We start from the raw sequence: 12521 nt of genomic DNA, 5'->3' as shown, positions 1-12521 counted from the left end.
CGTCCCGGTGAGAAGATCGCCACCGACGGCGTGATCGAACGCGGTACCTCAGCGGTGGATGCGTCGATGCTCACCGGCGAGTCCGTGCCGGTCGAGGTCAGCCCCGGAGACGCCGTGGTCGGCGCGACCGTCAACGCAGGCGGTCGCCTGGTCGTGCGAGCGACCCGCATCGGCAGTGACACCCAGCTCGCCCAGATGGCGCGGCTGGTCGAGGACGCCCAGAACGGCAAGGCCCAGGTCCAGCGCCTGGCCGACCGGATCTCGGGGATCTTCGTCCCGATCGTCATCCTCCTCGCCGCCGGCACGCTCGGCTTCTGGCTCGGAACCGGCAACGGTCTGGCGACGGCGTTCACCGCGACGGTCGCCGTCCTGATCATCGCCTGCCCCTGCGCCCTCGGCCTGGCCACGCCCACTGCCCTCATGGTCGGCACCGGCCGCGGCGCACAGCTCGGCATCCTGATCAAGGGCCCCGAGGTGCTGGAGTCCACCCACGCTGTCGACACCGTCGTGCTCGACAAGACGGGCACCGTCACCACCGGGAGGATGACCCTGCGTGACGTGATCGCGGCCGACGGCGAGGACGCCACCGAGGTGCTGCGGTACGCCGGCGCTCTCGAGGACGCGTCGGAGCATCCCATCGCCCGGGCCGTCGCCGAGGCCGCAAGGGACGAGCTCGGCTCGCTCCCCGAGGTCGAGGACTTCGCCAACGTCGAAGGGCTCGGCGTCCAGGGTGTCGTGGTCGACGGCTCCGACAGCACGGCGAGCCATGCGGTCCTCGTCGGGCGCCCGCAGCTGCTCGCGGAGTGGTCCCAGCAACTCACGCCCGAGCTGCAGAAGGCACTCGAGGACGCCCAGTCGACGGGCGGCACCGCCGTCGCAGTCGGCTGGGACGGCAAGGCGCGTGGAATCGTCGTGGTCGCCGACGCGGTCAAGCCGACCTCGGCCACCGCGATCCGTGAGCTGCGCGCACTCGGCCTGCGCCCGGTGCTCCTCACGGGCGACAACGCTGCTGTCGCGCGGACCGTGGCCGCCGAGGTGGGCATCGACGAGGTCGACGTGTTCGCCGACGTCCTGCCTGCCGACAAGGTCGACGTGGTCAAGCGGCTCCAGGGCCAGGGCAGGGTGGTCGCGATGGTCGGCGACGGCGTCAACGATGCCGCGGCGCTTGCGCAGGCCGATCTCGGTCTGGCCATGGGCACCGGAACCGACGTGGCGATCGAGGCGAGCGACCTCACCCTGGTCCGCGGCGACCTCCGGGTGGCGGTCGACGCGATCCGGCTCTCGCGCAGGACGCTGGACACGATCAAGGGCAACCTGTTCTGGGCGTTCGCCTACAACGTCGCGGCGCTGCCCCTGGCTGCCGCCGGTCTGCTCAACCCGATGCTCGCGGGTGCGACCATGGCGTTCTCTTCAGTGTTCGTGGTCTCCAACAGCCTGCGGCTGCGTGGGTTCAAGGCACTGGCGAGCGGCTGAAGGATCAGGCGCTCAGCGGAGCAACGCCGAGGATCCGGTCGATCTCCTCGAGCGAGAGACGGTCGTCAGAAGCGCTGGCGGCGATGATCAGGTTGGTCGTCAGCTCGACCTCCACCATGAGGTCGCCGTCTTCGAGGGTCACGTCGAACTGGTCGCCCATGGTCCCTCCTCACGCCACCTGCAGACGGTCTTCAGGCACCATCTTCCCTCCAACCAACCCCCACAAACCCGAAAGTTCAGCAAAAATTCGTGCGGCCCCGCCGACTGGCGGGGCCGCACCGAAGACGCGAGGTCCTCTCAGGTCGAATCAGTCCCGCTCAGAGGGGACGGACGTTCTCCGCCTGCGGGCCCTTGGGGCCCTGGGTGACGTCGAACTCGACCTTCTGGTTGTCCTCGAGGGACTTGTATCCGGAGGACTGGATCGCAGAGTAGTGAACGAAGACGTCGTCGCCGCCGCCCTCCTGCTCGATGAATCCGAAGCCCTTCTCGGCGCTGAACCACTTGACGGTGCCCTGAGCCATTGTGCTCGTTACTCCTTGTGTCGGGGCGAGAGCCGCCACCTCGGCGACCCGCAACTTATGCGATGACACGTCGCTCCGACCCGTGATGGGACACCACAAACCAGATACGCCGTCGGCCACATGCTCCGCAGGCGTTCACCTTCGAACTGCATTCGCTGCGAGATCGACCCTATCAATCGCAGACGACAGGGAAACCTCCCGAATGCCACGATCTTGCGCTCGTGCATGAAGGTTCTGCTACGCACACGTGACGTGACTGCTAACAGCCCGTTCGTTCGCGGCGCGACACGAAGGGCGAGGTCGCCGCCCTGACCAGGGCGCCGTACCCGAGTCCGAAACGGATCTCCTCACCGACCGCGGCGGGGTGGTCGCCGAGGTCGAGCACCAGGTGGTCGCTGCTCATCCCGAGGACCGTGATCCCGTCCGGCGGCACCAGTCCGTCCGGATCGGCGTCCTGCCGACCGAGCGCGACGATCGCCTGGCGCACGGTGCCGGTGCCGGTCCGATCGGGGACGACACCGAAGGCGGACTGCGCCTGGTCGCCCCACGGCTGGAACGGCTTGTCGACGCGCTCGATGACCTCGCCGACCAGGGCGAACGCATCGCGGTGCAGGCCCTCCAGCGGCGTGCGGTTCAGCGGTTCGACGCCGAGCAGGATCGCTTCGCCGAGCCGCAGGTCGTTGATCCGCCCGACGTTCGTCGACGACACCGCCCAGTCGAGGTTCGCCGAGTTGCCGCCGGAAACCGTGGTGAGCGTGACGTCGTACGACGTCTCGACGGTGGTGACGAGGTCGCTGAGGACGCCCATGTTCCGGTCGTCGGGGACGACGCCGTTCTGGCAGGCCAGGTTGGCACCGAGGCCGGCGAGGCGGAGGGAGGGAGCAGCCAGCACGAGGCGTACGGCGGCGGCGACGTCCTCGACGGGAATGCCCTCGCGCAGGTCACCGAGCTCGACCATCAGGACGACGTCGTGACGGAGCCCGGCGAGCTCGGCCGCACCGTCCAGCGCCCGGAGCACCGCGGCCTCCGTGTTCAGGCTGCAGGTGGCGGCCCGTACGACGGCATCCACCTGGCTGAGCATGGGCGAACGGATCAACGTGCGTGACGTCGGTCCGTCCAGCCCAGCCAGTCGATCGAGGTTGGCGACCCGGGAGTCCGCCAACCCCTCGGCGCCGCCGCGGAGCATCGCTGCTCCGACCGCGGGCGAACCCAGGACGGCCTTGGTGACACCGGTGACGCGGATGCCCGCAGGGGCCAGCCGATCCACCAGGACGCGGGTGTTGGCCTCGAGCTTGTCGAGGTCGATCTCGAGCCGGGGTGCGCTCACACCACGGCGGCCCGGGCGGCCCGCACGCGCTCCCGGAGCTCCGGGTAGGCCTTGAGGACCATCTCGACCAGCTCGGAGCCGGGCCGCGTCAGCGGGTCGGTCACGGGCAGGCCCAGGCGCAGGCGATGCTCGGCAATCGAGTCGCTGAGCTCGTCGGCGGTCATCTCTTCGTGGTTGATGGTGACGCCGATGACGCGGGTGTCCGCGAAGGCCTCGATCAGCTTGATCTCGCTGTCCGCGGTCGGCATCGGCATCATCGGGAAGTCGCCCAGGACCTGGCGCTTGGGCGCGTGCTGGACGATCACTCCGTCCGGCCGGCTGCCGCGCAGGATGTGGCCCGAGCTCAGGTACGCGGGGTGGCTGAGCGCCCCCTGGCCCTCGACCACGATCACGTCGGGGTCCTCGTTCTCGAACGCCAGCACCACCTGGTGCTCGACCTCGCCGGAGATGAACTGCGGGACCATGGCGTCCAGCGCGGCGCCGTACTTGCCGCCCTGGATCAGGGTCGTCTGGCCGGTGCCGACCATGACCGCCTTGATGCCGTGGTCGTTCAGCGCCTGGACCAGCAGCGTCGCGGTGGTGCGCTTGCCGATCGCGCCGTCGGTGCCGAGGATCGCGATCCGCGGGCAGGTCACGTCGAAGATGCGGCCCGTGAAGAGGTGCAGGTCGCGCTTCTCCTTGGGGCGGCGTACGTCGGTGATGGTGACCCCGGCGATGAGCGCGGCGGACACGAACTCGGCGTCGTCGTTGAGGAACTCGTGCAGGCCGTTGATGATGTGCATCCCGCGGGCGATGCCGTCGAGGAGGACGACGCGCTGCGTGTCGGAGAGCAGGCCGTCGGCCGGGGCGACCCCGCAGATCAGGTAGTCCGGGACGTGGCCGGCGTGCGCGATCGACTCACGCAGCGACGCCAGCACCGGGATGCCGTTGGGGATGTCGTCGAGGAACTGGCCCGAGTCGACGCCGGCGCGCATGCTGTCGATGACACTGAGCACTTCGTACTTCTCCGAGTGCCGGACCAGGCCGTTGGCCGTCTTGCCGTCCTGCTCGCCGAACTGCGCTTCGCAGTAGACGACCGCGGTCGAGCCGACCGGCAGGTCGAAGGGCTGCGCGGGCACATTGGTGTCACTGGTGAGCAAAGGCAAGTCGATTCCTCTGATTGGCTCAGAGGAGGCGACGGGCTTCGTGGCCGGGCGGTGTGGCCCAACGGTCAACGAGGCGTCTGCCCTGAGGTGGCCGACAAGCGTGTCGACTTCTTCACTGTAACCGGCCGGACACCATAAGCCTGCCTCGACGACGACCTCCGCCCGGCCCGCGGCGAGCTCTTGGCTACAGTTCCCCGGTACGGATTTCGGGCCCCTAGCTCAATTGGCAGAGCAGGAGACTTTTAATCTCTTGGTTGTGGGTTCGAGTCCCACGGGGCCTACTGATTGCCGCCGAATCGCCTGGCGATCACCTATTCGGCGGGCAGCGCGGCGCACTCCGCGCACAGTCCGACCAGCTCGACGGTGTGACTCACGTCGATGAAGCCGTGCTCGTCGCCCACGGAGTGGGCCCACTTCTCCACCGCCGATCCGGTGATCTCCACCGTCCGCCCGCAGGAGCGGCAGACCAGGTGGTGATGGTGCGAGGTGCTGCACCGGCGGTACGTCGTCTCGCCGGCCGGGGTGTGGCGTACGTCGACGTCGCCAGCGTCGGCCATCGCCTGGAGGGTGCGGTAGACCGTCGCGAGGCCGACCTTCTCCCCCGCCTGCCGCAGGCTGTCGTGGATCTCCTGGGCGCTCTGGAAGTCGACCCCCGCACGCAGGGCGTCGGTGATCGCCAGGCGCTGCCGGGTCGGTCGCAATGAGCTCGGTCGCTCGTCGGTCTCGGACACCACTCACCTCCAGAAAATGGGAACCGCTCTCAATCTACCCGGCCGTCGATGCCGCCGAGGGACCAGTCCACATGGTCACAACGGGCTATACGGAGAGGTCCTTCGAACCCAAGACGGAGAACTTCCTGCGGAGTACGCTCAGGCGTGGGAGAGGGAAGGGAGGACTCTGTCATGGGGAGCAATGACGAGTTCGGACCGGACACAGAGACGATTCGTGCCTGGCTGAACAAGCGCGCCAGCTACGCGAAGGACGCCCGGGTCATCGGAGCACCTCGCGGGGGCGGCGGCCTGGCGACCGCGACGGCACCCGCGGCGACCGTCACGCGGGGCGCATCGCCGCGCGAGGAGTTCGTGACGCCGACCCTTTCCAGCAGCCCCGACAGCACGTCCGTGGGCCGCTCGGTCCTCGCCGCGCTCGGCGTCGAGGGAGACGAACCCGCCGTCGACGTACCCGCCACCAGCGTCGACACCACGGCCGCCGGCCGCTCGGTCGTCGACGCCCTGCACGACCCGATCGAGGCCCCGCGCCGCGAAGCCAGGTCGAAGGACAAGCGCGCCAGGCCCGGCAAGCCCGAGAAGGCGGCCAAGCCGGAGAAGGCGGCCAGGCCGGAGAAGCCGGTCCGGCAGTCCGGACCCGTCGTCCGCGTCACCCGACCGGCGCCCACCGCTGGCACGGCCCCCTCGGACGGCACCACCGACACCCCGCGCGTGCGGGCGCAGTCCCTGGCGCCCACCACCGCCACTCCCCAGGTCCAGCAGAGCCGCTGGACCGAACCCGAGGAACACCTCAACGCCTACCACGCCACGACCGACGCCGACTTCCCTGCTCGCGGCACGGCCCGCAAGGTGCTGTCGCTGACCCTGGCTGCCGTCCTTGCGGCAACCGCCGTGACGTCGTACGTCGCCTATCAGGACCGTACGGTCTCCGCCATCGGCATCGCCGGGACGCTGGCGTTCCTGACCCTGGTGGTCTGGGCGGTACGGGCGGGCTGCACGACCACGAAGATGGCCATCCGCCGCGGCAAGCTGTCGATCGAGCGCGGTGGACATGTCGACCTGGTGGACGTGGGCAGCTCCTACACGCCGATCGCGATCGTCGGCGAGCCCGGTCACCGCCACTGGACGGTGCTGATCGAGCGCAAGGGGATGCCGCTGGTGGTCATCAAGTCGTCGATGGTCGACCCGCACTGGTTCACCACGGCGCTCTACCGCCTGCGCCCCGAGCTGCGGCCCGGCGCCGTCGACGAGAACGGCTACGCCACCAGCGACGCCTTCGCCTGACGCACGGTGGCGGGAGTCACGCTCCACTCAAGTGAAACGTGTTCTACCCTGAGTGACATGGATTGGTTCCCGCTCGACGACGATTCCGACGACGCGTCGATCACCCGCGAGAGCCAGATGTGGGCGCCGTACACGCAGGCCGTCCGCGACCTGATCGACGTGAGCGTCCGCACGTCGGTCGACGAGGACGAGATCCAGGCAGCCACCGCGCAGATCGAGGACGTCGTCGCCCGACTGCGCAAGGAGCAGCTGACCGAGACGCTCGGGATCGTCCACCAGCCGGCTGGCCGGCGCCGCCCCTGGGGCAACCCGGTCATCGGCGTCCGCAACCCGATGGCCCCGCTCCTGACCGTCAGGTCAGCCGAGGGCCGGGTCGAGTCCGACTTCCACTGCGGGGCCGCGTTCGAGGGCCCGCCGGGGCTGGTGCACGGCGGCGTCGTGTCGATGATCCTCGACCAGGTGCTCGGCCACGCGGTCGGCACCACCGGGCGACCCGGGATGACGGGCACGCTGACGATCGTCTACCGCCAGGGCACGCCCCTCGGCGACCTGCGCTGCGAGGCCTGGGTCGATCGCCAGGAGGGCGTGAAGACGTGGGCCAGGGGTCAGGTCATCGGCCCGAACGGCGTCACGGCCGAGGCCGAAGGGGTCTTCATCCTGCCGCGAGCGATCCGCGAGCGCCTCGCCGCGGCCGAGGCGGGCGGCGAGCCCGTCCGCGGCCTGCGGATCTTCGAGTGACCGTGGCCGTGCCCTCTTGTTCGTGACCGACCGGGTTTCGAGACGCGCGGATCCGACCTCGTGCCTCGGTCGGACGCGCCCTCAACCTCTTCGGACCACGCCGTTCGCGACTTCGTCGCGCCTGGCGGACCTCAGACCTTCACGCCACGCTTGTTCTCGTCGCTGAGGCGAGCCTCTTCCGCTGCCTGAGCCTCGAGCTCCGCCCGACGCCGCTCGGCGTCGTCGAACTCGCCGGGCTGGGACACCAGGTCCGTCGCACCGCGCTCGAGGCGCTGCAGCGCGACGCGGGCGAAGATCTGCTGCTCGGTCGAGGTGCGCTCCGAGCGACCGGTGCCGATGAACGAGATCAGCCAGTGCAGGACAGCGGTGAACTGGTTCTTGAAGCCCGTGATGTAGAAGAGGTGGACGACCAGCCACATCAGCCACGCGATGACGCCGGTCAGGCGCAGCCGACCGACCATCGCGACGGCGCGGAAGCGGCTGATGATGGCCATCGAGCCCTTGTCGAAGTACTTGAACGGCGACTGTGCGGGCTTGCCCTTGAGCCGGCCGTCGATCTCCTTGGCGGCGTACTTCGCGCCCTGGATGGCGACCTGGGCCACACCGGGGAGGTTGTCGAGGGCGATCATGTCGCCGACCACGAACACCTCGGGGTAGCCCGGGAGCGTCAGGTCGGGGTTGACCGCGATCCGGCCGGCGCGGTCGAGCGGGGCGCCGGTCTGGTCGGAGAGCTGCTTGCCCAGCGCGTTGGCCTGGACGCCAGCCGCCCACACCTTGGCGACGGCGTCGATGCGCTTCTCGGAGCCGTCCTTGTACTTCACGACGAGACCGCGCTCGTCGACCTGGGACACGAGGGCACCGAGCATGACCTCGACACCGAGCTTCTCCAGCTTCTCCTGGGTCCACTTGCCGAGCTTGGCGCCGAACGGCGGCAGCACCTGGGGCGCCGCGTCGACGAGGATGACGCGCGCCGTACGAGTGCTGATGGCCCGGAAGTCGCGGGTCAGCGTGCGGTGCGCGAGCTCGGCGATCTGGCCGGCCATCTCCACACCGGTCGGGCCGGCTCCGACGACGACGAAGGTCAGCAGGTGGTCGACGTTCTCGCCACGGGAGGCACCCAGCTCGGCCATCTCGAAGGCACCGAAGATCCGGCCGCGCAGCTCGAGGGCGTCGTCGATGCTCTTCATGCCGGGGGCGAACTCGGCGAAGTGGTCGTTGCCGAAGTAGGACTGGCCGGCACCGGCCGCCACGATCAGCGAGTCGTACGGCGTCACGAGCTCGCGACCGAGCACGTGCGAGGTGACCAGGCGGTTCTCGAGGTCGACGGTCGTGACCGTCCCGAGCAGCACCTGTGCGTTCTCCTGCTTCGCCAGCACCTCGCGGGTCGGCGGGGCGATCTCGCCCTCGGAGAGGATGCCGGTCGCGACCTGGTAGAGCAGGGGCTGGAAGAGGTGGTGCGTGGTCTTCGCGATCATGGTCACGTCGACGTCCGCCTTGCGGAGCGCCTTGGTGCCGAAGAGGCCACCGAATCCGGAGCCAATGATCACGACCTGGTGGCGGTCAGACCTGCGCACGATCGCGCGATCCGACGTCTCCGGCGTGGTGTCGCCTGCTGCCATGGCTTCCTCCTGGACGCTTGTGACGCCTCTTCGATGAACCTCTGTTCGGCATTCTTCCGCCTCAGGGCCGCCCGTCCCAACACGTGGCCATCGTCTGGTCGGTCACAGTCGGTCGGCACGCGTCACCAAATCTGGAAAACTCTGTTGGTTTAGTTGCGCGTTCAACGGGGTATCGCCTTCGGGATCGGCACCTCACGGACCGACAAGAAGACTCGGGCACGAAACCGCAGTGGAAGGTTCACCCCGTGCAGCACCGGCAGACCCTGGAGTTGGCCCCCGGGCCGCGCAGCGTCCACGACGCGCGCCGCTGGGCCGTACAGACCTGCCGTGAAATCGGCCGCGACGAGCTCGTCGACTGCGCCGAGCTGGCCATCTCCGAACTGGTCACCAACGCCGTCCTGCACGCCGAGGGCCCTGTTCGGACCCAGTTGCGCGGCACCACCGAGCACCCCCGGTTCGAGGTCCACGACGCGACCACCGTCGCACCCCAGCCCGCAACCCTGGCCGGCGGGTTCGACCTCGACGCCTTCGACCTCGACATGTTCGACGCCCTCGACGAGGAGCAGCTGCTCACGCTCACGACCGTCGGACGCGGCCTGGACATCGTGGCCCGCGCCTCGGTCGCCTGGGGCGCCGAGATCGAGGAGGACGGCAAGGCGGTGTGGTTCGAGCCCGCGACCGAGCTCTCGGAGACCGCCGGCGCGCCGTACCAACTGACCTACAGCTTCGCACCGCTGGCCGAGGAGCACACCCGCGTCGGCGAGGTCGCGGTCCAGATCAACGGCGTGCCGATCATCGAGTTCGGCCAGTTCCAGCGCCACCACCGCGACCTGCGGCGCGAGATCCGCCTGCTGGCCCTGGCCCACGAGGACGACTACCCCCTGGCCCGGGTGCTCTCGGAGCACTTCGACGCGCTCGAGCGCCCGTTGCGCGCGAACATGGGCCGCGAACAGGTCGACTCCGCCCACGCTGACGGCCACACCGCCGTGGACCTCCGGCTCCGGATGCCGCGCGAGGCCGCGCGCCAGATCGGCGGACTCGTCGACCTGCTCGACGCCGCCGACGACTTCAGCCGTGCCAAGCGCCTGCTGACCGCGCCCCGTACCCCGGAGCAGCGGGCCTTCCAGATCTGGTTCCTCGGAGAGTTCCGTCGTCAGTCGGCCGGAGCACCGCCGGTCTCCTGGCAGGGCAACGCCGGCTCCGGCGCGCCGTCGCGCGCACTCTGATCGCTGCTGGCGCACCTCTAGCATCACCGCATGAGTCCCTCCCCACGGCTGCTGCTCGCCGTGGCAGCCGGGGGCGCCGCCGGCTCCCTGCTCCGCTTCGGCGCGGGCGAGATGGCCGCTGACGGCGCCGGCTTCCCCTGGACCACCTTTGCGATCAATGTCGTGGGCTCGACCCTGCTGGCCGGGCTGCTGCTCCTGCCGCTGGCCCGCCGGTCCGCGGCGTGGGCGGCGGGGCTCGGCCCCGGTGTCCTCGGCGGCTTCACGACGTTCTCGGCGACCTCCGAGCAGGGTCGCGCCCTCCTGGCCGACGGCCGTACCGGCCTCGCCGCCACCTACCTCCTCGGCACCCTGGCCGCCTGCCTCGTTGCCGTGACGGTCGTGGGCGCCCTGGCGCCGCCCCTGCCCGAGGAGGACGAATGGTGACCGCGCTGCTGGTCGCCCTCGGGGGCGCCCTCGGTGCCCCGCTGCGCTACGCCCTCGGCCAGCGGTACGACGGCCGGTGGCACCACGGGACGCTGGCGGCCAACCTCGTGGCCAGCCTGCTGCTGGGCGCCTGCGTGGGCTGGTCGCTGGACGGTTCGGTGTACGGCCTGGTCGGGACCGGGTTCTGCGGCGGCCTGTCGACGTACTCATCGCTGGCGGTCCAGGCACGTGATCTGGGACCGGCGCGCGGGGCCGCCTACGCGGCCGTGACCCTCCTGGGCGGGCTCGCCGCCTGCGCCCTGGGTTTCGCCCTCACGCGATAGTCCCGGGTCAAAAGCACCGCGACACGCACCCATCCGGTGCTTTTGGCCCGGGACTACCCGCCTCAGGCGTAGCCGAGCTCGTGCAGCCGGTCGTCGTTGATGCCGAAGTGGTGGGCGACCTCGTGGACGACGGTGATCCGGATCTCCTCGGCAAGGTCCTCGGCGTCGTCGCACATGTCGAGCAGCGGGCCGCGGAACAGGAAGATCCGGTCGGGCAGCTGCGCGCCCATCGAGCCGTCGCGCTCGGTGAGGGCAACGCCGTCGTACAGGCCGAGCAGGTCGTCGGGCTCACCCTCGGGCGGCTCGTCCTCGACCAGCACCACCACGTTGTGCACGAGGCGGGCGAGCTGTTCGGGAATCTCGTCGAGGGCTGCGTCGACGAGGGCGTCGAAGTCCTCGGGGCTCATCTCGACCGGCACGGGAGTCATTCTTGCCTGTGTCCAAAAAGCACGACGCCCGGACCTTGCGGACCGGGCGGTACTCGCGACCCTGACGAGACTCGAACTCGCGACCTCCGCCGTGACAGGGCGGCGCGCTAACCAACTGCGCTACAGGGCCTTACGTTGCTACTGGTGAAGCGGTGGAACTCTAACCCAAGGGTCTCCGCGGAATCCAATCGGGAACCACTTCGTCCTCAGGCCGTACCCCCAACGGGATTCGAACCCGTGCTACCGCCGTGAAAGGGCGACGTCCTAGGCCGCTAGACGATGGGGGCCTGCCACGCCAGACCGGAGTCAGGCACGGCCGGGACAGCATAGTGCGAGCACGCACGAAGCGCCCAACCGCCGTCGTCCAAGGGCCCGTCCGCGGCCAGGGTCGCCCTCGCTTTCGTACGACGGCACCCCCTCCGGTAAGGTGTGCGACTGCCTGGCCAGGTAGCTCAGTTGGTACGAGCGACCGACTGAAAATCGGTAGGTCGGCGGTTCGACCCCGCCCCTGGCCACACGCAAGGAACACCCCCGTCGGGACACCGACGGGGGTGTTCTGATTTGTCTTCGCTGATCGTTCCCGGCGAAGGCGCCGGGCATTCAGGTGGCAGTCAGGTTGCCTCCCGCACGCTGCTCCCATGGCAACCACCACGCTGCTGCCGCAGGTCCCCGCGATCCGCCCGATGGCCACTCCCCGTCGGGGCGCGCTGAGCACGGCACTGCTCCTGGCGACGGCGTTCGTCGCGCTGGCTGCCGTCGTCCGGAGCGGCCTGACCGCGTCCACCGAAGGCCGCCTGCAACCGCTGCCAGTCTGGTCCGCCGAGCACGGCCTGATGCCGCTCCTGCGGGCCCTCGAGGTCGCCTTCCACCCGGACAACGTCGCCTTCGTCGGCCTGGTCATCGCGGGTGCGTACCTGCTCCGCGGGCAGGTGCGCGTGGCCGGGTTCGTGGTCGCCACCCTGTGGCTGACGCGCTACGCCACCAGTCACCTGAAGTCACTCGTCGGCCGGGAGCGCCCGTCGTGGCAGTACGGCGGCCACGAGCACGTCGGCGCGGCCTTCCCCTCCGGCCACGCCTCCGCGGCCGCTGCGCTCGTGGGCGTGATCGTGGTGCTCGGTCTCGTCAGCGCCACGAACGAGGGGCAGCGCCGCCGCTGGACCCACCTGGCCTGGACACGGGGCGCGATCGTGCTGGTCGTCGTCGGCGCGGACCGGATCCTGCTGGGGCGCCACTACCCCACCGATGTGCTCGCCGGATGCCTGCTGGCCGCCTGCATCACGCTGGTC

14 protein-coding genes and 4 tRNA genes are annotated in these 12521 nt (G+C 69.9%); 9 read left to right on the top strand and 9 right to left on the bottom strand.

The genetic code is table 11. From position 1 onward, the window contains the following. A partial coding sequence (locus ACOADB_RS04180) for a heavy metal translocating P-type ATPase (RefSeq protein WP_378596668.1) occupies positions 1 to 1473 on the top strand: 1473 nt, incomplete at its 5' end. A gap of 4 nt (positions 1474 to 1477) precedes the next feature. On the opposite strand, the gene ACOADB_RS04175 is transcribed toward ACOADB_RS04180, so the two are convergent. The 4 genes from ACOADB_RS04175 to ACOADB_RS04160 all read right to left on the bottom strand — a co-directional run bounded on the left by ACOADB_RS04175 (position 1478) and on the right by ACOADB_RS04160 (position 4466). After that, positions 1478 to 1633: a hypothetical protein gene (locus ACOADB_RS04175; RefSeq protein WP_378596667.1), complete on the bottom strand. Its 156-nt coding sequence runs from the start codon at positions 1631 to 1633 to the stop codon at positions 1478 to 1480. A 157-nt stretch (positions 1634 to 1790) separates the two neighbouring features. Then, entirely contained in the window at positions 1791 to 1994 is a 204-nt protein-coding gene (locus tag ACOADB_RS04170; protein WP_109697153.1) for a cold-shock protein, read from the bottom strand. Between the two features lie 259 nt (positions 1995 to 2253). After that, positions 2254 to 3321: an alanine/ornithine racemase family PLP-dependent enzyme gene (locus tag ACOADB_RS04165; protein ID WP_378596666.1), complete on the bottom strand. Its 1068-nt coding sequence runs from the start codon at positions 3319 to 3321 to the stop codon at positions 2254 to 2256. Next, positions 3318 to 4466: a DUF1611 domain-containing protein gene (locus ACOADB_RS04160; protein WP_378596665.1), complete on the bottom strand. Its 1149-nt coding sequence runs from the start codon at positions 4464 to 4466 to the stop codon at positions 3318 to 3320. Before ACOADB_RS04160 ends, ACOADB_RS04165 begins: the two co-directional genes overlap by 4 nt. Positions 4467 to 4674: 208 nt before the next feature. Here ACOADB_RS04160 and ACOADB_RS04155 point away from each other — a divergent pair. Then, positions 4675 to 4747, top strand: a tRNA-Lys gene (locus tag ACOADB_RS04155). Between the two features lie 30 nt (positions 4748 to 4777). Here the strand turns inward: ACOADB_RS04155 and ACOADB_RS04150 are convergent. Beyond that, the gene (locus ACOADB_RS04150; protein WP_378596664.1) at positions 4778 to 5197 is read right to left on the bottom strand and encodes a Fur family transcriptional regulator; all 420 of its coding nucleotides are present in this window, start codon (positions 5195 to 5197) and stop codon (positions 4778 to 4780) included. Positions 5198 to 5368: 171 nt separating this feature from the next. Here ACOADB_RS04150 and ACOADB_RS04145 point away from each other — a divergent pair, with 171 nt between their 5' ends. Together ACOADB_RS04145 and ACOADB_RS04140 are read left to right on the top strand one after the other, a co-directional pair. Continuing rightward, the gene (locus ACOADB_RS04145) at positions 5369 to 6478 is read left to right on the top strand and encodes a hypothetical protein (RefSeq protein WP_378596663.1); all 1110 of its coding nucleotides are present in this window, start codon (positions 5369 to 5371) and stop codon (positions 6476 to 6478) included. Between the two features lie 57 nt (positions 6479 to 6535). Further along, on the top strand, positions 6536 to 7216 hold the full coding sequence (locus ACOADB_RS04140) for a PaaI family thioesterase (protein WP_378596662.1): 681 nt from the start codon (positions 6536 to 6538) through the stop codon (positions 7214 to 7216). 131 nt (positions 7217 to 7347) lie between these two features. Here the strand turns inward: ACOADB_RS04140 and ACOADB_RS04135 are convergent, their stop codons facing one another. Further along, positions 7348 to 8835: an NAD(P)/FAD-dependent oxidoreductase gene (locus ACOADB_RS04135; protein WP_378596661.1), complete on the bottom strand. Its 1488-nt coding sequence runs from the start codon at positions 8833 to 8835 to the stop codon at positions 7348 to 7350. A gap of 245 nt (positions 8836 to 9080) precedes the next feature. Here ACOADB_RS04135 and ACOADB_RS04130 point away from each other — a divergent pair, with 245 nt between their 5' ends. Genes ACOADB_RS04130 through ACOADB_RS04120 form a run of 3 tightly spaced genes read left to right on the top strand, consistent with a single transcriptional unit; the run spans position 9081 to position 10807 of the window. Then, on the top strand, positions 9081 to 10061 hold the full coding sequence (locus ACOADB_RS04130; protein ID WP_378596660.1) for an ATP-binding protein: 981 nt from the start codon (positions 9081 to 9083) through the stop codon (positions 10059 to 10061). A 30-nt stretch (positions 10062 to 10091) separates the two neighbouring features. Continuing rightward, positions 10092 to 10484, top strand: a complete 393-nt coding sequence (locus ACOADB_RS04125) for a fluoride efflux transporter FluC (protein WP_378596659.1) — start codon at positions 10092 to 10094, stop codon at positions 10482 to 10484. Then, positions 10478 to 10807: a fluoride efflux transporter FluC gene (locus ACOADB_RS04120; RefSeq protein ID WP_378596658.1), complete on the top strand. Its 330-nt coding sequence runs from the start codon at positions 10478 to 10480 to the stop codon at positions 10805 to 10807. The genes ACOADB_RS04125 and ACOADB_RS04120 overlap by 7 nt, the downstream gene beginning before the upstream one ends. Positions 10808 to 10869: 62 nt before the next feature. On the opposite strand, the gene ACOADB_RS04115 is transcribed toward ACOADB_RS04120, so the two are convergent. The 3 genes from ACOADB_RS04115 to ACOADB_RS04105 all read right to left on the bottom strand — a co-directional run bounded on the left by ACOADB_RS04115 (position 10870) and on the right by ACOADB_RS04105 (position 11522). Further along, the gene (locus ACOADB_RS04115; protein ID WP_378596657.1) at positions 10870 to 11235 is read right to left on the bottom strand and encodes a metallopeptidase family protein; all 366 of its coding nucleotides are present in this window, start codon (positions 11233 to 11235) and stop codon (positions 10870 to 10872) included. A gap of 56 nt (positions 11236 to 11291) precedes the next feature. After that, positions 11292 to 11365, bottom strand: a tRNA-Asp gene (locus ACOADB_RS04110). 84 nt (positions 11366 to 11449) lie between these two features. Continuing rightward, a tRNA-Glu gene (locus tag ACOADB_RS04105) sits at positions 11450 to 11522 on the bottom strand. A gap of 154 nt (positions 11523 to 11676) precedes the next feature. Here ACOADB_RS04105 and ACOADB_RS04100 point away from each other — a divergent pair. Together ACOADB_RS04100 and ACOADB_RS04095 are read left to right on the top strand one after the other, a co-directional pair. Next, positions 11677 to 11750: transfer RNA gene (locus ACOADB_RS04100), tRNA-Phe, on the top strand. A gap of 123 nt (positions 11751 to 11873) precedes the next feature. After that, positions 11874 to 12521, top strand: a 648-nt coding sequence (locus ACOADB_RS04095) for a phosphatase PAP2 family protein (protein WP_378596656.1), incomplete at its 3' end; no start/stop codon positions are given.

The organism is Nocardioides sp. CPCC 206348 (assembly GCF_048654705.1).
Classification (GTDB): Bacteria; Actinomycetota; Actinomycetes; order Propionibacteriales; family Nocardioidaceae; genus Nocardioides.
Note: the sequence above shows the minus strand (reverse complement) of the source record. Positions and strands in the feature narration are given on the sequence as shown.

Bases quoted from the DNA above. Each gene is read 5' to 3' on its own strand.
- ACOADB_RS04175 (WP_378596667.1), bottom strand. From the start codon at position 1,633: ATGGGCGACCAGTTCGACGTGACCCTCGAAGACGGCGACCTCATGGTG.
- ACOADB_RS04170 (WP_109697153.1), bottom strand. From the start codon at position 1,994: ATGGCTCAGGGCACCGTCAAGTGGTTCAGCGCCGAGAAGGGCTTCGGA.
- ACOADB_RS04145 (WP_378596663.1), top strand. From the start codon at position 5,369: ATGGGGAGCAATGACGAGTTCGGACCGGACACAGAGACGATTCGTGCC.
- ACOADB_RS04140 (WP_378596662.1), top strand. From the start codon at position 6,536: ATGGATTGGTTCCCGCTCGACGACGATTCCGACGACGCGTCGATCACC.
- ACOADB_RS04135 (WP_378596661.1), bottom strand. From the start codon at position 8,835: ATGGCAGCAGGCGACACCACGCCGGAGACGTCGGATCGCGCGATCGTG.
- ACOADB_RS04125 (WP_378596659.1), top strand. From the start codon at position 10,092: ATGAGTCCCTCCCCACGGCTGCTGCTCGCCGTGGCAGCCGGGGGCGCC.
- ACOADB_RS04120 (WP_378596658.1), top strand. From the start codon at position 10,478: ATGGTGACCGCGCTGCTGGTCGCCCTCGGGGGCGCCCTCGGTGCCCCG.
- ACOADB_RS04115 (WP_378596657.1), bottom strand. From the start codon at position 11,235: ATGACTCCCGTGCCGGTCGAGATGAGCCCCGAGGACTTCGACGCCCTC.